This window comes from Variovorax sp. FW305-3-2-15-B-LB1 (assembly GCF_058787635.1).
Window position 1 is genome coordinate 166,346 of record NZ_JBYSZY010000005.1, and the last position, 20,442, is coordinate 186,787.

Below are 20,442 nucleotides of genomic sequence, written 5' to 3' on the forward strand. Positions count from 1 at the left end.
CTTTCTCTGTAAAGGTCGAAGGGGCTTCAGGCGGGCAGCGCCACGGGCACGGCCCTGCGACGAGCGGCTGCGGGCGTCGTGGCCGGGATGGCCGGGGAGGCGTCGCGCAGTTGCGGCACGGCACGCGCCACGGCCAGCGCGATGCGTTCGCGCAGCGCCGGGTTGGCGATCTCGTAGCCTTCGAAATCCTTCTCGACCGCGTAGACGCCGATGGGCAGCGTGCGCGCCTGGAAGAAGCTGAAGAGCGGGCGCAGTTGGTGGTCGATGACCAGCGCATGCCGGTCGCTGCCGCCGGTGGCCGCAAGCAGCACGGGCTTGTCGGTCAGCGCCTCGTGGTGAACGAAGTCGAACAGGTGCTTGAAGAGGCCGGTGTAGGAACCGCGATAGACCGGGCTCGCGACCAGCAGCAGGTCAGCCGACTCGATGGCCGCAATGCTTTCCTCGACGACCGCAGGCAACTGGTTGCGGTACAGCACGCCCGCGAACTGCGGACCAATCTCGCCGAGCGAGATCACGCGCGCATCGATGGCGAATCCATCGCCGAGCGCGGCCAGCAGCTCATCGACCAGCACCAGCGTGCGCGAGGGACGTTGCAGGCTGCCGGAAACGGCAACGACTTTCAGTTTTCGACTCATGTTGATATGACCTCTGTTTGGAAGCTGCGATCAATTCGCAGGGCAATGGATATAAGCGAATGGCGTGCCACCTTCTTTTTCCTTATGAATCAACAAGTTAGAACGAGATGACGGCTTGTGCGCATGCTGAATCGGCAGCAGGCTGCGGTTGGATTGCTGATGGGGCAGCAGCGCGTACTCCATAGTTGTTTGGCGCGCATAGGTATGCGCACACCAAATGAACGCCAGGCAGCAACCCAGGGGAGAAACTGCTTGTCACGCAGCAGCCGCCGCGGCTGCCTGAAAGTACAAAGGGCCTGCGACCTCAAGTCGCAAGCCCTTCGTTTTTCAGCCGGACGGACGAAGCTCAGGAATAGAAGCTGGGCTGCGGCACGCGCGCATTGAGTGCCCAGTCGCCGAGCTCTCGCAGCTTGTAATCCACCGGATCGTGCAGCGTGTGGACGCGCAGGTTGCGCCAGTAGCGGTCGAGGCGCAGTGCCGCGGTGGTGGCGCGCGCGCCCGTCACTTCGAACATGCGGTGCGCCACCTCGAGGCTCGCGCGCGTGCTCGCGACCTTGGCAGCAGCGACCGCCACAGCCACCTGGCCGCGCTCGCGCTCGTCGAGCGAAGTGCCACGCAGCCAGGCCTGGTCGAAGGCCGCAGCCGCCTGGTCGAGCAGCAGGCGAGCGCCCTGCAGCGCGAGCCAGAAGTCGCCGTAGTGCGTGAGCACGTAGGGATCTTCGTTCGCGGACGAGGCTGTCGAGAACAGCCAGGGACGGCCTTGCTGCAGCGTGAAAGACTTCGCCTCTTCGAGCGCGCCTTCGCCCAGCCCGAGGTAGATGTTCGCCAGGATCAGCTGCGCCAGCAGCGGGCGCAGGCAGGCGAACGGCGTCGAGAGCGGGCCGGGGTCGAGCAGCAGTTCGTTCGCGTCGACGCGAACGTTGTCGAACAACACGCTGCCGCTATCGGTCTGGCGCTGGCCCATATTGTCCCAGTCGCCCTGCACCGCAATGCCTGCGCGCTGTGTGGGCACGACGCCGATCAGCAGGCGGTCGTTTGCATCGAACGCCGAGGCGAGCAGCATGTCGGAGTCGCTCGCGCCGGAGCAGAAGCTCTTGCGGCCCGAGAACACATAGCCGCCATCGACCGCCTGCGCGCGCGTGGACTTTTCGAGCGGGTTCAGCGCATTGCCCCAGAACCATCGGTGCGCGCGGGTCTGCTCGATCCACGGCTGCCACTGCGCGCGTTGCGCGAAGAGCTGCGTGGTCGCGAGCAGCAGGTGATGAAAGGCGAACAGGTGCGCCACCGAACTGTCGACGCGCGCAAAGCCGCGCACCACGTCGAGCGTCTGCTGCCAGCTTGCACCGAGACCGCCGAGTTCGGTCGGAACGCTGAGCATGAGCAGGCCGCTGGCCCGCAGCAGGTCGCGCTCGGCCTTGGGCGTGCCGCCGCGCTGGTCACGCTCGACGGCGGTCTGTGCCAATGTCTGCGTGATGCGCTCCGCGGTCGCGTGCCACGGCACGACTTCGTCGCCAGCCTCTGCAGAGAAGTGCTTCATGCGGCGGCCTTCTCGCGCACGGCTTCATTCGACGACGACGGCACGATGTCGTTGGCGATCACTTCGCCGAAGGGGCCCGTGATGTTGGCCTGCCCCGCCGGGCGCACATGGTCGAGCGGCAGCAGCGGGAACAGCAGTTCGGCCACGCGGTACGCTTCTTCGAGGTGCGGGTAGCCCGAGAAGATGAAGGTCTCCACGCCGAGCGCGGCGTACTCCTGGATGCGCGCCGCCACCTCTTCGGGGCTGCCCACGAGCGCCGTGCCCGCACCGCCGCGCACCAGCCCCACGCCGGCCCACAGGTTGGGCGACACCTCCAGCTTGTCGCGCCGCCCGCCGTGCAACGCCGCCATGCGCTGCTGGCCCACCGAGTCGAAGCGCGAGAAGGCCTTCTGCGCGGCCGCGATGGTGTCGTCGGTCACATAGGAGATGAGCTCGTCGGCGGCGCGCCATGCGGCTTCGCTGGTCTCGCGCACGATCACATGCAGCCGGATGCCGAAGCGCAGCGTGCGGCCATGCTTCGCTGCCGCAGCGCGGGCCTTCGCGATCTTGTCGGCCACGTCCGCCGGCGGCTCGCCCCAGGTGAGGTACACGTCGACCTGCTCGCCCGCGAGCGCAATGGCGGCGTCCGACGAGCCGCCGAACCACAGCGGCGGATACGGCTTCTGCACCGGTGGATAGAGCGTCTTCGCGTTTTCCACGCGCAGGTGCTTGCCCGAGAAGTTGACCGTTTCGCCCGCCGCCACGCCGCGCCAGATGCGCAGGAACTCGTCGGTGACTTCGTAGCGCTCGGCATGCGTGAGGAAGCTGCCGTCCCCGTGCTGCTCGTCAGGGTCGCCGCCAGTCACCACGTTGATAAGCAGCCGGCCATCGGAGAAACGATCGAGCGTCGCGGCCTGCCGCGCCGAGACCGTCGGTGAAATGATGCCGGGGCGGATCGCCACCAGGAACTTGAGGCGCTCGGTCTGCGCCGCGAGCGACGAGGCCACCACCCACGAGTCTTCGCAGGAGCGCCCCGTCGGAATCAGCACGCCTTCGTAGCCCAGTTCGTCGGCGGCCTGCGCCACTTGCCGCAGATAGCGATGACTCACGGTGCGCGCGCCGCGCGAGGTGCCGAGGTAGCGGCTGTCGCCGTGCGTGGGGAGGAACCAGAAAAGTTGCATGCATCAGTTCAGCAGTTAGCGTGCCAGTCGCCCTGCCTGCGGGAACATACCGAAACGCGCGATTTCTGCTGCTCCAGCAGCAGCCAAGCACCACATCTGCTGCACGCGACACATCGGCCTCAGCGCATTGCTGCCATGGAAGCAAAACGAGGATCGATAGACGGATCGCATCGTTGGTCGGGCAAGCCTTCGCCACGAACATGCTGCTGGCGCAGCAACTGTGCTGCCTGCACATCACCGAGAGGCTGCGTGAGTTCCGTTCTTTCCATTCCGGTTTCCGAATCGCACCGCGACATCGCACGCGAACTCATGAAAGGCTTCGCCGCGACCGCGGTCGAACGCGACGAGCGCGGCGGCACGCCGAAAGCCGAGCGCGATGCGCTGCGCGACAGTGGCCTGCTGGCGCTGAGCATTCCGCACGAGTTCGGCGGCGGCGGCGCCGACTGGCGCGAGACACTCGACGTCGTGCGCCTGCTCGCGCAGGCCGACAGCTCGATCGCGCACGTGTTCGGCTTTCATCACCTGATGCTGGCCACCGTGCGGCTGTTCGCGCGGCCCGCGCAATGGCAACCGTGGTTCGAGCAGACCGCGCGCCGCCGCTGGTTCTGGGGCAATGCGCTCAACCCGCTGGACGACCGCACGGTTGCCAGCGCACACGAAGGCTGGCGCGAGTTCACCGGGCAGAAGAGCTTCTGCTCGGGCGCGCTCGACTCCGAGATGCTCATCGCCTCGGCGCGCGAAGCGGGCAGCGGCGCCTTCATCGTCGCGGCGGTGCCCACCGCCCGCTCGGGCATCTTCGTCGCGCCCGACTGGAACAACATCGGCCAGCGCCAGACCGACAGCGGCAGCGTGACCTTCGAGAAGGTGCGCGTAGAGCAGCACGAGGTGCTGGCCGACCCGGGGCCGCTCTCGACCCCGTTCGCGTGCCTGCGCCCGCTGGTGTCGCAGCTTGTGCTGGCCAATATCTACTTAGGCATTGCCGAGGCGGCCTTCGACGATGCACGGCACTACACGCAGCACGAGTCGCGCCCCTGGCATGCGGCCCATGTGGCGCAGATGCACGATGACCCTTACGTACTGGGACACTACGGCGACTTCTGGGTGGGCCTGGAGAGCGTGCGGGTGCTGGCCGACCGCGCGGCCGACCGGCTCGACGCGGCATGGCGGCGCGGCCCGGCGCTCACCGAGCACGAGCGCGGCGACGTGGCCGTGGCCGTGGCCACCGCCAAGGTCGCGGCCACGAACACGGGGCTGGACATCTGTACGCGCATGTTCGACGTGGCCGGCGCGCGCGCCACGCACGGCGGCCTGCGGCTGGACCGCCACTGGCGCAACCTGCGCACCCAGACCCTGCACGACCCGGTGGCCTACAAGCTGCGCGAGCTCGGCGAATGGGCCCTCAAGCAGCAATACCCCGTACCGACCTTCTACTCATGACCGCCTACACCCGCCCTCTCGCTGTGCCGCCGCCGGCCGATGCGTCCACCACCGCAACGGACGAGGACTGGGATGCCCCCGCGCCGTCCACACTGCTCACGCTGTCCAACCCGCGCAAGCTCACCACCTCGATCCGCGCCACCGCCCAGGTGTTCCAGGACCCGCGCTCGGCCGCACTGCTCGAACGCATCCGCATGGTGGCGCCCAGCGACGCCAACGTACTCATCATCGGAGAGACCGGCACCGGCAAGGAGCTGATCGCGCGGCATGTGCACGACCTCAGCCACCGCAGCGGCAAGCCTTTCGTGGCCGTGAACTGCGGCGCCTTCTCCGAGAGCCTGGTCGAGAGCGAGCTCTTCGGCCACGAGAAAGGCGCCTTCACCGGCGCGTTCTCCGCCAAGACGGGCTGGTTCGAGGCGGCCAACGGCGGCACGCTGTTCCTCGATGAGATCGGCGACCTGCCACTGTCGATCCAGGTGAAGCTGCTGCGCGTGCTGCAGGAGAGAGAAGTGGTGCGCCTGGGCTCGCGCAAGAGCGTGCCGATCGACGTGCGCGTGGTGGCCGCGACCAACGTGCGGCTGCAGGACGCAGTGGCCGCCGGCCATTTCCGCGAAGACCTGTTCTACCGGCTGCACGTGGTGCATCTGGCGCTGCCCACGCTGCGCGAGCGGCCTGGCGACATTCTTCCGCTGGCACGGCATTTCATTGAGGAGTACCGCCAGCGGCTGGGCTATGGCGCCGTGCGCCTCGATGCGAACGCCGAACACAAGCTCTCCGAGCATGCCTGGCCCGGCAACATCCGCGAATTGGAGAACGTCATCCACCACGCGTTGCTGATCTGCCAGCACAGCGTGCTGGGCGCCGAGCACCTGCACCTGTCGTCGCTGAACATCCAGCGCCGTTCGCCGGCCCCCGAGCCCCGAGGCAGCGCCACGCCGCAACAGGCGCTGGAAACCGTGCTGCGCGACCTCTTCAACGAACCGAATGAACAGTTGTTCGAGCAAATCGAGGAGGCCGTGATGCGCACCGCCTTCGAATTCTGCCACCGCAACCAGGTGCAGGCGGCCAAGCTGTTGGGCATCAGCCGCAACGTGCTGCGTTCGCGCCTCATCAAGAGCCGGGAGATCTCGGCCCTAAAGTAAGGGGAGAAGCAGCCAAAAGCACCCTGGCAATTCCACCGAAGGCTTCCTCGGTCTTCATTCTTGGCATTTCGATGAAGCCCCTCTACGTTCAAATTTTTCAGCGAATCGCGACGGTGGTCTCGATCGGGCCACCCCTTCCTAAGGTGTTATAGATCGGACAGGCGCTGGTAAACGCATCTACCAGCGAGCGTGCGGTGTCCAGGTCGACACCGTCCAGTACGAACCCCAGCCGGATGGCTGTGTAGCGGGTGCCATCGTTCGGGTCGCGCTCAAAGGAAACAGTCGCCTCCGCGCCGGTGAGCGACACGTCGCGCTCGCGCGCTGTCTTCTGCACCAACCCCAGCCCGCACGAAGCGAGCGACGCCAGTAGCAGTTCGCCCGCCTGCACCGCATCCCCCGGCCCGCCGGCCGCCACCTTGGTGTCGGAAACGAAATGATGGTGACGTGCGCTCACGAGGAAGCGGCCGAAGACGTCGACGCCTCGTGCGCTCACGGTCACGATCTCGCCAGGCGCCACCGGGGCTTCGAGCGGTTGATCGGCGCTCGGTCTCATGCAGTCCTCCTTGCGGACGCAGCGGCGCCCGATGCAGCACGCTCCTTCCATGCGCCGGCAGCCGGCCGCTCCAGGCCCAGGTTCTCGCGCAGGGTCCCGCCTTCGTACGCCGTGCGGTAGAGCCCACGCCGCTGCAATTCAGGCACCACCAGCCGCACGAAGTCTTCGAACCCGCCCGGCTGGTAGGGCGCGCTGATCATGAAGCCGTCGCAGGCACCTTCGCGGAACCAGCGCTCCATGCCGTCCGCCACCTTGTCAGGCGTACCGATCAGGTCGCCTTCGTAGCGGCTGCCATAGCGCTTGCCCAGATCACGCAGGGTCAGCTTGTCGCGTTCGGTGGCTTCGCGCACCTCTTGGTAATGGCCCTGCACACCCGGCACATCGATGTCGGGCAACGCCGAGTCGAGCGGGTATTTCGAGAGGTCCACGTCCAGGTGATAGGACAGCGTGGACAAGCCGGCATGAGGATCGACCAGCGCACGCAGCGCGCGGTCTTTCTCGTCGGCGATGGCTTGTGTCTCGCCGACCAGCGGCGTCGCAGCGGGCAGCACCTTGAGCGAGTCGGGGTCGCGGCCATGGGAGCGCACGCGGTCCTTGATCTCTTTGTAGAAGGCCTTGGCGCTGTCCAGCGAATCGTGGCTCACGAAGATGGCGTCGGCCCATTGCGCCGCGAAGTCCCGGCCGCGGTCTGACGCGCCGGCCTGCAGGATCACCGGGTAGCCCTGCGGGGGGCGGGAGACGTTCAGCGGTCCCTTGACGCTGAACCACTCACCCTCGTGGTCGACGTAGTGAACCTTCGACGGATCGGCAAAGAGCGGCGTCTGGCGGTCCTGCACCAGGGCGTCGTCCTGCCAGCTGTCCCAGAGTTTGAAGACCACCTCGAGAAACTCGTCGGCCCGGTCGTATCGCTTGTTGCGCGGCACCTGTTCCTTCTTCGAGAAATTGCGGGCTTCTGCGTCCTGGAACGACGTGACGACGTTCCACGCGGCGCGGCCCGCGCTCAGATGGTCCAGCGTCGCGAAGGAGCGCGCCACCTCGAAGGGCTCGTAGTGACTTGTCGAGCGCGTCGACGCCAGTCCTAGGTTCCGGGTCGCAGCCGCCATGATCGACAGCACCACTACCGGATCGAGCCGCAGCGAGCCGAGCGCGCCGTAGCGCAGCTGCGTGTCGTTGCTGCCCTGGTAGCGGTCGGGCACCGCGAGGATGTCGGCGAAGAAGGCCAGGTCGAACAGGCCCTTCTCGAGCGTGCGCGCGATGCCCTGGTAGTAGTCGGCATCGAGCCAGCCACTCTCCGATGCCGGATAGCGCCAGCCGCCGGGGCGGCCCGGGCCCGCGGTGACAAAGGCGGCGAGGTGGATCTTCTTGTCTTGGGTGTGGGTCATGGTTCAGGCGCCGAGTTCGGCGGCAACGAGTTTCTTGATGGCGTCGAACCGCGCATCGAGCAGGAAGCTGCGCACGTCGACCTTGTTCGGCAGGACGCCCAGCGACTGGAAGTTGTCGGCCAGATCCTGCGTCGAGTCGGCGGCGGCGCTGTCGATGGGCTTGAGCGCAACCGCCCCCGAGTCGGACAACCGGGCGTCGACGATCAGCTGCCGGTACACCTTCTGCTCGACGCTGCCGGCTTCGAAGCCACCGAGCGTGGCCCATGCCGCGACCGTCTCGTCGGGATGCGCGACTGCATGTTGCTGCGCCTCGCGGATCAGCCGCACGAGTCTGGCCGCCACCTGCGGGTGCTTTTCGGCAAAGTCGGCACGTGCAACGTAAAAGGCATAGTCATAGGTCTTCACGTCCGGCAGCGTGCGCGCCTTGTCGCCGAGCTTGGTCAGGGCCAAGGCGCTGGCGGGCTGCCAGTGGATCCACGCGTCCACACTGCCTTGGGCAAAGGCCGTGTAGGCGTCGGCACCGCTCAGGCTGACCGCCTGCACATCGCTCAGCCGCAGTCCGGCGCTCTCCAGGTACTTGATCAGGCTGTAGGTGCCGGTGGTGCCGTTCTGGTGGGCGATCTTCTTGCCCTTGAGATCGGCCGCGGACCGGATCGGCGAATCCTTCGCCACCAGCACGTCGACCTCGGTTGCCGGCAGCGGATAGGCCGCCAGCGGCACGATCGGCACGCCCGCCGCGACCGCGTTGACGATCGCCGTGGCGGTCGCGAAGCTGAAGTCGATGCCGCCGGCCTTGATGCCCTCCATGACCGGCAGCGATGCAGTGAAGCCGGGCTGCCAGACCACCTTGGCCGCAATGTCATTCTCGAGCTTGCTGCCGCCGCCCTCCGAACGCAGCGACGCGAACACGCCCGTGCGGCCGTCGCCGATGATGGCGATCGTGACCTGCGGCGGCGCAGCCGCCTGGGTCGCGGCGCCGGTTGCAGCGGCCGGTGCTGGCGGGGGCGCATCGCTCTTGCCGCAGCCGACGAGTGACAGCGCGCCGGCGCCGCCGGCCAGCGCCAGCCCGCTCAGGCCGAGGAAGCGCCGCCGTCCGTTCAACGCGGTGGGGATGGAATGAGAAAGCTGATCGATCGACATGGTCGAGAGTCCTGACAGGGATAAAGAGGAACGAAGAGTCGGAGGGAACTGGCGTGCCCGCCGGCCTTCAGCCGGCGGCCTGTGCAGCCTGCGCAGAAACGAGCCCTTCGAGCAGCTCTTCCTTGAGTGCGGCCAGTTCAGGGTCACCGCGATGGCGCGGTCGCTCGCGATCGATGAACAGGTCGCGGGCGATGCGTCCCTCGCGCATCAGAAGCACGCGGTCGGCCAAGACCAGCGCCTCTTCGACGTCGTGCGTGACCAATAGCACCGTGCGCGGCCTGCGCGCGAGCAGGCCTTCGAGCAGCAACTGCATCGACGCTCGCGTGATCGCATCGAGCGCCCCGAAAGGTTCGTCGAGCAGCAGCAGTTCGGGTTCGTGGATCAGGGCGCGTGCCAGCCCCACGCGCTGCCGTTGCCCGCCCGACAGCACGACCGGATAGTCGTTGTCGCGCCCGGCCAGTCCGACCGCCGCGAGCAGCGCGCGGGCCTCGTCGTCGCGACCGCGCAGGCCCAAGGTCACATTGCGCAGCACGGTGCGCCAGGGCATCAGCCGGTCTTCCTGGAACATCATCCGGATGTCCGGCGACGCATGGCGTGAATGGAGTTCGACACGGCCCGACGTCGGCGGTTCGAGCCCCGCGACGATACGCAGCAAGGTCGACTTGCCAACACCGCTGGCACCGATGAGCGCGATGAACTGGCCGGCGGGAATCTCCAGGTCGACCGCGTGCAACACGGTGCGCTCGCCGAAGGCCTTGCCAACACCGCGCAAGCTCAGTCGTTCGCCGCTGGACGAAGGGTGTGTCATCGCGCCGCTCCTTTGGCGTAGTTCGGATGCCAGCGCAGCAGGCGCCGCTCGATCCCCCGCGTGATCGAGTCGGCCAGCCAGCCAGCGATGGCGTACAGCACGATCGCCAGCAGGATGACGTCGGTGCGCAGCAGCTCGCGGGCGTTCTGAACCATGTAGCCGATGCCGTCACGCGAGGCGATGGTTTCACCGACCACCAACGTAAGCCAGGCCACGCCCAGCGCGTAGCGGATGCCAGTGAGGATCGGCGCCAACGCCCCCGGCAGCACGACGCTGACGATCAGACCGAAGGGCCCGAGGCCGTACGACCGGCCCAGTTCGATCAGCTTCGGGTCCACGCTGCGAATGCCGCTCATGGTGTTGATGTAGACGGGGAACAGCGACCCCATCGCCACCAGCAGCACGCGCGGCTCCTCGCCGATGCCGAACCAGAGAATCATCAGCGGCACCAGCGCCAGATGAGGAATGGTGCGCACCATCTGCAGCGAGCGGTCGAGCAAGCCGTGCGCCAGGCTCGACAAGCCCACCAGGAAGCCCAGCACCAGGCCGGTTGCTGCACCCGTCGCGAAACCGATCGCGACGCGCCGCAGGCTCACCAGCACATCCCGCTGCAGTTCCCCGCGCTCGGCGAGCAGCCACGCGGCACGCAGCACGTCGGACGGTGCGGGAAGAATGCCCGCGGGCAGCCGACCGATGGCCGAAAAGTACTGCCACAACGCGATGAGCCCGACCGGCAGGATCCAGGGAGCGACGAGGCGCCAGCGGCCCGTTGCGCGACGCGTCGAGACACGCTGCGTCCTGTCGTCCGTCACATCCGCGATGACGGTGACGCGGCTTTCGAAACGGGAATTCGATGGCTTGGAGGATGCCGGGGAATCGGAAGGCAGACGAGGGAGAACGGCACTCATGGAAGGGATGCAAGGCGACGCAGGCTGCTCTGACGGAAAGAGCGGATGCCGCTTGTGATGAAGCACGCGGGAAACAGAAGTCGTACCTTATGTGCAATGGCCCGGTGCGTTAACTGACATTTGCGCATTTCAATATGCAAGGAGCAAAGAAGCGCCTCCTCGCCACATGCACGCTCACCATCGAGAGGTCGTCTCTTCCCGATGCTGTAGCGCCAAAGAAAATTCGCGCATGTCGAAACAACGATTCCGTTGTTCGCTCTTGCCCCACGTGACCACAGAATCTACGGCTTCCGGCATTGCCTGCCCACGTCACGAACGAACAGAGGAGTCCCCGATGAGCGACAGCGCACCCCCTTCATCCATCGACACGAGCTTCGGAGATCTGCGCATCCGGCGCGTGGCGGGCCATATCGGCGGCGAGGTGCAGAACCTGAAGCTTTCGGCCGGTCTTTCTGCGGAAGAGATCGCGCATGTCGAGGCTGCCCTCGTGAAGCACAAGGTTCTTTTCTTCCGCGGCCAGTACCATCTGGACGACGCCGCGCACCAAGCCTTTGGCGCGCGCTTCGGCCGCACGGTGGCGCACCCCACGGTGCCTTCGCCCACGGGCACGAAACTCTTCGAGCTCGACGCCTCCAAGGGCGGCGGGCGCGCCGATTCGTGGCACACCGACGTGACCTTCGTCGATGCGTTTCCCAAAATCTCGATCCTGCGCGGCGTGAAGATTCCGGCCTATGGCGGCGACACCGTGTGGGCCAACACGGCCGTCGCCTACGAGCGCCTTCCTGCACAGTTGAAGCAACTGGCCGACCAGCTCTGGGCCGTGCACAGCAACGACTACGACTACGGCGCCGACCGCGTGGTGGTGGAAGAAGAGCGCCTTCGGCACCACCGCAACGTGTTCGTCTCGGCCGTGTATGAGGCCGAGCATCCGGTGGTGCACCTGCACCCGGTGTCGGGCGAGCGCGCGCTGCTGCTCGGGCATTTCGTTAAGAAGCTGGTGGGGCTGTCGAGTGCCGAGTCAGCGCGTCTCTTCGAGCTGCTGCAGAACCGCGTGACACGCCTCGAAAACACCGTGCGCTGGAGTTGGCAACAAGACGACGTGGCGATCTGGGACAACCGCGCCACGCAGCACTTCGCGATCAACGACTACGGCAACCAGGCACGCCTAGTGCGCCGCGTGACGGTGCATGGCGAAGCCGCCGTGGCCATCGACGGCCAACGCAGCCGCACGCGCAGCCGACCCGAAGCGACGAACGACGCGCGCATCGACGAAGTCATTTCCGCCACGGCCTAAATGAAGTCACCGCATCCCATGACACACCCCTCTCTCATCGGCCTGCAGCGGCGCAGCCTGCTCAAGACCTCGGCCGCGCTCGGCGCCGCATCGCTGCTGCCCGGACTTTCAGGCCTCGCCGCGGCGCAAGGCGGCGCGAAGAAATTCGCCGGCGTCACGCTGAACGTGTCGACCTTCAGCGCCACCTACCCCAAGCTGCTGCAGCAGTGGCTGCCCGAGTTCGAGGCGCTCACCGGCGCCAAGGTGAACTTCGATGCGCCTTCGTTCCCCGTCTACAACCAGCGCGTCGACCTGGAGCTGTCCACGCGCGGTTCGGCCTACGACGTGGTCAACGTCACCTTCATCTACTCGAGTCGCTGGATCAACTCGGGCTGGCTCACACCGCTGGACGACTACATCCGCAACCCCAACCTCACCGGCGCCGACTGGGACCTGAACGACTTCCTGCCCGGCGCCCGCGCGCCGGAGACCGGCAAGGACGGCAAGCTTTACGGAATTCCCTGGACCGCCGAGGCGCTGCTCACCGCATCGTCGCGCTTCGACCTGCTGGAGAAGGCGGGCTTCGCGTTCCCCGACACCACCGACGACCTCGTGAAGGTGCTGCGCGCGGTCCACAAGAAAGAGCGCGTGGCCGGCTTCGTGGCCGACAACCACTACGGCTGGACCTTCGTGCCCTACCTACACGCGTTCGGCGGCGACGTGTTCCGCAAGGCGCCCGACGACCTGTTCCCCACGCTCGACACGCCCGAGGCGATTGCCGCCGGCGAGTACTACGCGAACCTGCTGCGCGAGTTCGGCCCCGACGGCGCCATCACCTACCAGCCCGACCAGGTCACGCAGGCGCTGAAGCTTGGGCGCGTGAACTTCACCGATGCGGGGCAGTTGCATCTCGCCCAACTGGGCGATGCGGCGACCAGCAAGACGCTGAAGACCGTGAAATTCGGCCAGGTGCCCAAGGGCCCGGCTGGCCGCTTTCCGGGCACTGCGGTGCACGGTCTGGGCATTCCGGCCGGCTCGAAGAACAAGGAAGCGGCGTGGGCCTTCATTCAATGGGCGCTGAGCAAACAGACCACGCGCAAGGCGGTGGTCGCGGGCTACGGCTCGCCGGCGCGGCGCTCGGACATCGACTCGGCAGAGTTCCGCCAGAAGCAGGTCATCAACGGCAGCGACCTGGCCAAACTCTCGCTCGACGCCATCGAGCTGGCTTCGAAGACGGGCTACATGAAGTACCGCACCGTGTCGGTCTATCCGCAGATCGACCAGCAACTGAACAAGGCCATCGAACTGATCGCGAGCAACCAGCTGTCGGCCAAGCAGGCGTTCCAGCAGGCGCAGGCGAACTCGATTGCCGAACTCAAGCGCGCCGGCATCAAGCTGTGAGGCCCTGAGCCATGGCCTTCGCTCTTTCCGCGCCGGGCTGGCAGGCCGAGCGGCGCCGGGCCTTCCTGCTGGGCCTGTCGCCGTCACTGGCGGTGCTGCTCGTCATCACGCTGGTGCCGGCCGTGGCGTTGCTGGTGGCGAGCTTCACGCCGCTCAGCCTCACCGACCCGGCGGCCACCTTCCGCTTCGACGACCCGCTCGTCAATTACCGGCAGCTGCTGCACGACAACCGCTTCCTCGGTTCCATCGCGGTGCAGTTCAAGCTGTCGGCATCGAGCGTGGTGTTGCAGTTGCTGGTGGGCCTGGGGCTCGCGCTGTTGCTCAACGGAAAGTCGCGCGTGCTCGACGGCGCACGCACGCTGTTCCTCATCCCGATGGTGCTGCCGCCGATCGTTGTCGCGCTGATCTGGAAGATCATGTACACGCCCGACGTGAGCCCGATGCACCGCGCGCTGGAGCACCTGGGCTGGCCGGTACGCTCACTCATCGCCAACCCCGACACGGCGCTCTGGGCCATTTCTCTGGCCGACACCTGGCAATGGTTTCCGTTCACCATGCTGATGGTGCTGGCCTCGCTGCAGATGATTCCGGACGACCCGCTGGAGGCCGCACGACTCGAAGGTGCCAACCGCTGGCAGCTGTTCCGCTACATCGTGTTCCCCTACATCCGGCCGGTGCTGGTGGTGTGCGGCCTCTTCCGGCTCATCGACAGCTTCAAGGCCTTTCCGCTCATCTACGTGCTGACCAATGGCGGGCCGGGCAACGTGAGCGAGGTCACCAACTACTACGGCTTCATCCAGGCCTTCAACTTCTCGTACTGGGGCTACGCGAGCGCCATTGCCACGGTGATGCTGGTGGGCGTATTCGTGCTGAGCTGGCTGGTCGGCAAACTGGGCTGGAGCGACCATGAACAGCATTAGCCGCACGCTAGCCGCCGCCGACCTGGCGGGCGCACACGAAGAAGGTGCGGGCCTCGCCGGCATCGGCACCGCGGATCGTCGCCGCGCGCCGTGGTGGCACGCCCACGGCCGCTCGCTCACAGTCGCCCTGCTGGTGCTGCTCGTGCTCTCGCCCTTCCTGTGGCTGGTGCAGCTCGCCTTCAAGCCCGCGGCCGACATCTTCGACGACGCCCTGCTCTTCGTGCCCACGCTGGACGGCTTTGCGAGCCTCTTGCAGGGCAACTTCCTCAAGTCGTTCGGCAACAGCTTGCTGGTGAGCACGCTGTCGACCGGCTTCTCGCTGGTGATCGGCGTGCCCGCGGCCTATGCGCTCACACGCTGGAAGTTCAGGGGCCGCGACCGCATCGCGCTGTGGATCCTAGTGACGCGCATGGCGCCGCCCATCGCCTTCACCATTCCGTTCTTCCTCGCCTACCAATACCTCGGGCTGCAGGACACGGTGATCGGGCTGGCCATCGTATACCTCACGTTCAACCTCGCGATCGTCATCTGGCTCATGCAGACCTTCTTCGAGGCGGTGCCCGCATCGCTCGAAGAGGCCGCCTGGATCGACGGCTGCGGCGTCTGGCAGGCGTTCTGGCGCGTGGCCTTGCCGCTCACCGCGCCGGGCCTGGCGGCCACCGCGGTGATGTGCTTCATCTTCTCGTGGAACGATTTCTTCTACGCGCTGATCCTTACGCGCACCAACGCCATCACCGCGCCCGTGGCCATCGTCAACTTCCTGCAGTACGAAGGCTGGGAGTGGACCAAGATCGCCGCGAGCGGCACGCTGGTGATGCTACCGGTGATCGTCTTCACGGTGCTGGTGCGCAAGTACCTCGTGCGCGGGCTGACGGCCGGCGGCGTCAAGGACTGATGCAGGCCTTCGCGAACAGCAACACAGACAGACAAGAAACTCATGGCCTCCATCAGCATCCGCAAGCTCTTCAAGCAGTTCGGCAGCACGCCGGTGATCCGCGGCATCGACATCGACATCCGCGACGGCGAGTTCGTGGCGCTCGTGGGGCCGAGCGGCTGCGGCAAGTCGACGCTGCTGCGCGTGATTGCCGGGCTGGAAACCGCCGAAGGCGGCGACATCCTGCTCGGCGACCGCCGCATCAACGACACCGCGCCGCGCGACCGCGACGTGGCGATGGTGTTCCAGAACTACGCGCTCTACCCGCACATGACCGTGGCGCAGAACCTGGGCTTCGGCCTGAAGATCCAGGGCATCGCGAAAGACCAGATCGCCCGCCGCGTGCAGCAGGCGGCCGACACGCTGGGCCTGGGCGAGCTGCTGCAGCGGCACCCGCGCCAGCTCTCGGGCGGCCAGCGCCAGCGCGTAGCCATGGGCCGGGCCATCGTGCGGCAGCCGCAGGCTTTCCTGTTCGACGAGCCGCTGTCGAACCTCGACGCCAAGCTGCGCGTGCAGATGCGCACCGAGATCAAGGCGCTGCACCAGCGGCTGGGCACAACCACGGTGTACGTCACCCATGACCAGGTCGAAGCAATGACCATGGCCGACCGCATCGTGGTGCTGAAGGAAGGAAAGGTCGAACAGATCGGCGAGCCGCTCGCCCTGTACGACCGCCCGCGCAACGCCTTCGTGGCCGGTTTCATCGGCTCGCCCGCGATGAATTTCATTCCGGGCCGGTTGCAGCTCGACGGCGCACCGCATGTGTTGACGGACGACGGCCTGCGACTGCCGCTGGCCAACGCATCGAGCGGCACGCACGGCGACCGCGTGCTCTACGGCACGCGCCCGGAAAACTTCATCCTCGACGCCGGGCAGGGCCTGCCCGCCGACGTGGTGGTGGTCGAGCCGACGGGTTCGGAAACGCAGGTGGCGCTGCGCCTGGGCGGCCATCCGGTGATGGCCGCCTTCCGCGACCGCATCGACGCCCGTCCCGGCGAGCGGCTGCCGCTGTGGCCCGTGGCAGCGAAGGCGCACCTTTTCGATGCGGCAGGTGGTCAGCGGCTCAACTGAGGCGTTCGACAACCCGATCGTCACCCTCACGGGCCTGGGCTCACTCGTCATGGCGCCCTTCGGCGCGCACGCCTTCAACGTGGCGGCTATCACCGCTGCCATCTGCACCAACAAGGACGCGCGTGAAGATCCGTCGAAGCGCTACATCGCGGGCCTAGTATGCGGCCTTCTGTACGTCCCGGTCGGCATCTTCGGTGTCACCCTGGCCAACGCCATGGCCGAAGCCCGCACGCGCGAGACGGCGTTGATCACCTTCCTAGCAACCTCGGCCAATGTGCCCCTGCTGGGCGTGGGAGGCGCGTTCTGGGGCCTTGTGGCGGGCCTGGTTGTCCATCTCCTGATTCACGGGGGACGCAAGACCCTGAAAGCAACGGCCTACGCCCGGTGAACGGCCTATGCCGCGACCTGTGCCCCAACAAGGTTCTACGAAGCTCCGACAACGAGTCATCTAGGAGGACTAGCTTTAGCGCACAGACGGGGCTGGTGCGCTGTCATGACCACTCCCGCCGTCACTGATGTCTGCTCCGCAGCGACACCCGACATCCCTCGGCCTCGCGCGAATGGCTACTATCGGCCAAAACCGGCCATTCACCTGGTCGCTTAAACGAACCCTGTATCCCTTGATCGAGGGCAGGGCTTGTCGGTTTGCGCGTTTCGCTGCCCGCCAGCCTGCTCCAAGTACTCGACAAACCCGTCGAAGGCATTCAACAAGGGCTGGAACCGCGCCGCACCGCCTTCCAGTTGGCACAAGGCGTAGCAGGTCGCCTCCAGCGTGGACAGTTGGTCGGGCCCATGGGCTTTGCGGATACGGTAGTGCGAAGGCGGCAGGTTGTGCAGGGCCAAGCGGGGCAACTGTTGCAGTGGCGGGCTTTGGTAGAGCATCTTTCGGCTTTTGCGCCAGGTGCCGTCCAGCACGACCAGGCGCAGGCGCGACGGGGCTTGCGGCCACTCGGGCGGTAGCGGGGGTGGGACTCGCAGGTCCGGGGCGGTATCTTGCAGACTGTCCGGGTACAGCAGCAGCGTGTGCTTGCCGTCCTCCGGCCAGACGGGTACGGCAAATGCCTCACCCACCACCAAGCGGCAGTGCGCCAAGCTGAGGTGCAGCAGGCGGGCACTGCCTTTGGCCTGGTGTACCTCCAACGGGTGCTGCAGCACTAGTACCTCCACCGTGTGGGCAGTGGGCGCGACCCAGCGGCAAATGCAGGCGCTGAGCGGGCGCAGGCAAGCGGTGCACTGGGGGCGTGGGACTACAGCGGCGGACATGGTTGGGTTTTATTCAGCGTGCCTGGCTAGACAATGCGTGGAAGGAGATGTCTCTTAGTGGCGCGACGACCGGCAGCTTTGGACAATGTCGGAAGACCGCAGTGGGCCCTTTGCAGAAGTTCGAGGCTCGCGAAAGCGGTCATCCGGCGTCAGCGGAAAAATGCCTGTGCAGCATCGCGCAGCGATGTGAAGTTTCGAACGGCGGTCTTGGTGCCTCGCTCTTGCTAATAAACCCGAAAACCATCAAGCGTTTCCACCAGATATTCCCCGTCGAAGGTTTTGGGCTAGCCTCGCTGTCTGCATCCGAATCACTGACGCGGACCCTGGTCGCGTATGTCGCGCAGGGGGCTCGAATATTCTTGCTGTGCAACGCACAGCGCATGTATCCCGGGGAAGTCGAGCCGCTCTAACAGGTCACTCAACAGAGCAACGAACGGAGCATTTTCGACTTCATCGGAGTGGCGTTCGATCCAGCACTCAACATCGGTGAGCCGACCATCAAGCGCCAAGCTGGCGAGCTCTTCCAAGGCTTGGTTGTCCAGTATGGCATTCCGAGGTAAGAGATGCCTCGGTAAGGTCACGCCAGCTTCTACCTCCTGCGGTGTAGCGGCGGACCAGGCTGAATCGGAAGCATTGACGATCGGCATGAAAAGCGTGAAAGAAAACGTAGTGCCTTGCCCGATGACGCTTGCGACGTTCAGAGATCCGCCCATGGCCGAGACAATGCGCTGAGCGATGAACAATCCCAAGCCTGCACTGCCGCTGGCAGCCTGGACCTGTTGGAATTGCCCGAAAATATCGACCTGCTGGCTCAGGTCAATTCCTATGCCTGTGTCGCTCACTTCGAAATGCGGATTGGTAGCGTTTGGGTGTCGCTGAGACTCAGATCAGTTCGGCATCCGCAGGCGGCGACTCGATCGGCGCGGTGCTCCATTGCAGCCGCAGGCTGTCGTCCAGGTGGCCGTCGCCGAGGATGGAAAGATCGTTGCCGAGCACAATGTTCTTGGCGGGCAGAGGGATCGTCGCGGCTGCGCCCGTGACCTCGAAATCCTGCGGACCATCCAAGAGGCCCAGCGCCGAAGCGAAGGTATCGGTGGAGCGGCAACCGTGCTCCACGAACGGCCCGGTGCTCGCGCCCATCGCCAGGCCCATGGCGCCAAGCTTCGATTCGGGGTCGATCCGCAGGTAGGTGAAGATCACACGGTCGCCGGCGCTGGGCTCTCGCATCAGCTTCACCTGCGAGGCGAAGCTGGCTTGTCCGCTCCAGGTGATCGTGCAGTCCGGCGGCACGTGGAAGGCGCCGCCTGCCGCCAGCTCCATGGTGGAGTCATAGGTGCCGATCGCATAGCGCACGGACCGCTTCACCTCCTCGCCACAGGTGTCGCGCACCGGCCCTACGTCGGCTCGCCAGCGCGTGCGTATCGGCCCGTCGACGGCGAGGCCCGGGTAGTTTTGCTTGAACCAGTGCGTGTCGATGCGGATGTTCCACTGGCTGACGGTGCGCCGGTTGCTGCGATCCGCACCCAGCTCCACCCACACCGGTCCGCGCGAGCCCACGCCCACGCGCGGCAGGTCGCAGACGACGAGCTCATGCTCCCAGCGCACCACCTGGCGCTCCGATCCGTCGACGAAGACCTTGCCCTGCCTGCGACCGAAAGCGCCGATGAGGTTGAGCTGGTCGTTCAGTTCATCGACCTCGACATGGTGAATCGACGGCGAGAGGATGTGACTCACCGCGCTGCGCGGATTGGGCTTGGCGATGAAGTAGGCGCCGGTCTTGGTGCCGTTGCCGGTGTCGTGGTTGAGATTCTTGCGCTGCATATGGGCGATCACTTCTTCGCCCGTGAAGGCGCGTTGCTTCGGCGTGTGCGGCTTGAAGAGGTTGGCGCCCAGCATCCGGTCAACACAGTACTTCGGTATGTCAAAGGCGGCCGGCGGCGAGCAGATCTCCGTCCAGCCCAGGTAGAGGCCCGCGTTCTTACGGTGGCAGGCGACGAGAAAGTCGATCACCCGGTCGTTGTCGGCGCTGTTGGCGCTGTTGCAGGCGTTGATGACGACGACGCTGTCCTGCGCGAACTCCCAATAGGTGTCGACGAAGGCAGCGGTGATGCCGTAGCGCGTGTCCTTGAGCATGATCTCCTCGCCCTTGCTGTCCACGGTGGCGAGGCCGTTGTAGGCCGTGAAGTAGGTCAGCCGGAAGGCGGCGAGATCGGCCTGGAAATCGGGTTGTGCCTCCAGGGTGGGGTCGATCAGCGTGGACGACTGGATGGAGTACATCTGCGGTGAGCCCGTATCCTGATGGCGCGTGTGCTTCACGCCGCCATGAGTGTTGATGTAGAAGAAGCCGTCCCCTTTGATTTGGCGCAGGGTCGTAATGTGCGCGTCACCCTCGACGCCTGGTTGCAGCGCGTAGTCATGCGCGCTGAGCCAGCCGGACATTTCCGCGATAGCTGCCTGGCCGTCGAAAGGCGTGAAGAAGGAATGCATCAGACGTGCCTTGCGCTCGCTAGGCAGTTCCGGCGGCTTGGCGGCAGCCAGCCCCGCCGCCTTTTGTGCTTGGCCCGTATCAGCGATGGCGGCGGTCAGCGTCGAAGTTCCGGTGGGCTTGAAGTTGTGCGACACCATGTGCACGCGGCCATCGGCGAAAGTGCCCCAGGCCGTCAGTGAGCGTTCGTCAAAGCCTGTCTCCACATAGTTCGGGTCTTTCGCCATGATCCCCGTCAACTCGGTCAGGTAGGCGATCGACTCGAGCTTGCGCGATTCGAGATCCAAGCATGCAGCTTCCACGGCCCGGATGCTGGCAAAGCGGCTTGCGGGCGCGAGCCCCCCGTCCGTCCGAGGGCCTTCTCCACCGCCTACCGCGAGCGGGCCGCTGCCC

At 66.0% G+C, this 20,442-nt stretch carries 18 protein-coding genes and 1 pseudogene; 8 read left to right on the forward strand and 11 right to left on the reverse strand.

From position 1 onward, the window contains the following. Positions 1-26: 26 nt before the first annotated feature. From msuE to ssuD, 3 genes are all read right to left on the reverse strand, one after another. Positions 27-635: an FMN reductase gene (gene msuE, locus AC3WQR_RS05305; RefSeq protein ID WP_492741335.1), complete on the reverse strand. Its 609-nt coding sequence runs from the start codon at positions 633-635 to the stop codon at positions 27-29. 346 nt (positions 636-981) lie between these two features. After that, positions 982-2,172: an acyl-CoA dehydrogenase family protein gene (locus AC3WQR_RS05310; protein ID WP_492741336.1), complete on the reverse strand. Its 1,191-nt coding sequence runs from the start codon at positions 2,170-2,172 to the stop codon at positions 982-984. Beyond that, positions 2,169-3,332 carry an FMNH2-dependent alkanesulfonate monooxygenase gene (gene ssuD / locus AC3WQR_RS05315; protein WP_369631410.1) on the reverse strand — a complete coding sequence of 388 codons (1,164 nt, stop codon included), beginning with the start codon at positions 3,330-3,332 and terminating at the stop codon, positions 2,169-2,171. Before ssuD ends, AC3WQR_RS05310 begins: the two co-directional genes overlap by 4 nt. 309 nt (positions 3,333-3,641) lie before the next feature. Here ssuD and AC3WQR_RS05320 point away from each other — a divergent pair, with 309 nt between their 5' ends. Both AC3WQR_RS05320 and AC3WQR_RS05325 read left to right on the forward strand, forming a co-directional pair. After that, entirely contained in the window at positions 3,642-4,769 is a 1,128-nt protein-coding gene (locus AC3WQR_RS05320; RefSeq protein ID WP_492741359.1) for an acyl-CoA dehydrogenase family protein, read from the forward strand. Then, the gene (locus AC3WQR_RS05325) at positions 4,766-5,911 is read left to right on the forward strand and encodes a sigma-54 interaction domain-containing protein (RefSeq protein ID WP_492741337.1); all 1,146 of its coding nucleotides are present in this window, start codon (positions 4,766-4,768) and stop codon (positions 5,909-5,911) included. The genes AC3WQR_RS05320 and AC3WQR_RS05325 overlap by 4 nt, the downstream gene beginning before the upstream one ends. Before the next feature lie 97 nt (positions 5,912-6,008). Here the strand turns inward: AC3WQR_RS05325 and AC3WQR_RS05330 are convergent, their stop codons facing one another. From AC3WQR_RS05330 to AC3WQR_RS05350, 5 genes are all read right to left on the reverse strand, one after another. After that, a complete protein-coding gene (locus tag AC3WQR_RS05330; RefSeq protein ID WP_492741338.1) occupies positions 6,009-6,464 on the reverse strand; it encodes an OsmC family protein in 456 nt (151 codons plus the stop codon). Beyond that, entirely contained in the window at positions 6,461-7,846 is a 1,386-nt protein-coding gene (locus tag AC3WQR_RS05335) for an LLM class flavin-dependent oxidoreductase (protein WP_492741339.1), read from the reverse strand. The genes AC3WQR_RS05330 and AC3WQR_RS05335 overlap by 4 nt, the downstream gene beginning before the upstream one ends. A gap of 3 nt (positions 7,847-7,849) precedes the next feature. Further along, positions 7,850-8,986, reverse strand: coding sequence for an ABC transporter substrate-binding protein (locus tag AC3WQR_RS05340; RefSeq protein ID WP_492741340.1), 1,137 nt, complete (start codon positions 8,984-8,986; stop codon positions 7,850-7,852). A 67-nt stretch (positions 8,987-9,053) separates the two neighbouring features. Further along, entirely contained in the window at positions 9,054-9,794 is a 741-nt protein-coding gene (locus AC3WQR_RS05345; protein ID WP_492741341.1) for an ABC transporter ATP-binding protein, read from the reverse strand. Further along, on the reverse strand, positions 9,791-10,702 hold the full coding sequence (locus tag AC3WQR_RS05350) for an ABC transporter permease subunit (RefSeq protein ID WP_492741342.1): 912 nt from the start codon (positions 10,700-10,702) through the stop codon (positions 9,791-9,793). Before AC3WQR_RS05350 ends, AC3WQR_RS05345 begins: the two co-directional genes overlap by 4 nt. A gap of 334 nt (positions 10,703-11,036) precedes the next feature. Between AC3WQR_RS05350 and AC3WQR_RS05355 the strand changes: the two genes are divergently transcribed. The 6 genes and pseudogenes from AC3WQR_RS05355 to AC3WQR_RS05380 form a co-directional block, all read left to right on the forward strand. Further along, positions 11,037-11,996 carry a TauD/TfdA dioxygenase family protein gene (locus AC3WQR_RS05355; protein WP_492741343.1) on the forward strand — a complete coding sequence of 320 codons (960 nt, stop codon included), beginning with the start codon at positions 11,037-11,039 and terminating at the stop codon, positions 11,994-11,996. A gap of 18 nt (positions 11,997-12,014) precedes the next feature. Then, entirely contained in the window at positions 12,015-13,376 is a 1,362-nt protein-coding gene (locus tag AC3WQR_RS05360; RefSeq protein WP_492741344.1) for an ABC transporter substrate-binding protein, read from the forward strand. Between the two features lie 11 nt (positions 13,377-13,387). Beyond that, complete coding sequence (locus tag AC3WQR_RS05365) at positions 13,388-14,296, forward strand: carbohydrate ABC transporter permease (protein ID WP_492741345.1); 909 nt, start codon at positions 13,388-13,390, stop codon at positions 14,294-14,296. After that, positions 14,283-15,191 carry a carbohydrate ABC transporter permease gene (locus tag AC3WQR_RS05370; RefSeq protein WP_492741346.1) on the forward strand — a complete coding sequence of 303 codons (909 nt, stop codon included), beginning with the start codon at positions 14,283-14,285 and terminating at the stop codon, positions 15,189-15,191. Before AC3WQR_RS05365 ends, AC3WQR_RS05370 begins: the two co-directional genes overlap by 14 nt. A gap of 42 nt (positions 15,192-15,233) precedes the next feature. Beyond that, on the forward strand, positions 15,234-16,301 hold the full coding sequence (locus AC3WQR_RS05375; RefSeq protein WP_492741347.1) for an ABC transporter ATP-binding protein: 1,068 nt from the start codon (positions 15,234-15,236) through the stop codon (positions 16,299-16,301). Positions 16,302-16,311: 10 nt separating this feature from the next. Beyond that, a pseudogene (locus AC3WQR_RS05380) lies at positions 16,312-16,689 on the forward strand (benzoate/H(+) symporter BenE family transporter); the annotation flags it as partial. Between the two features lie 212 nt (positions 16,690-16,901). Here the strand turns inward: AC3WQR_RS05380 and AC3WQR_RS05385 are convergent. The 3 genes from AC3WQR_RS05385 to AC3WQR_RS05395 all read right to left on the reverse strand — a co-directional run. After that, positions 16,902-17,564 (reverse strand): tRNA-uridine aminocarboxypropyltransferase, encoded by a 663-nt coding sequence (locus tag AC3WQR_RS05385; RefSeq protein WP_492741348.1) that lies wholly within the window; start codon positions 17,562-17,564, stop codon positions 16,902-16,904. A 308-nt stretch (positions 17,565-17,872) separates the two neighbouring features. Next, positions 17,873-18,406, reverse strand: coding sequence for an ATP-binding protein (locus AC3WQR_RS05390; protein ID WP_159270779.1), 534 nt, complete (start codon positions 18,404-18,406; stop codon positions 17,873-17,875). Between the two features lie 40 nt (positions 18,407-18,446). Further along, a partial coding sequence (locus tag AC3WQR_RS05395) for a hypothetical protein (protein WP_492741349.1) occupies positions 18,447-20,442 on the reverse strand: 1,996 nt, incomplete at its 5' end.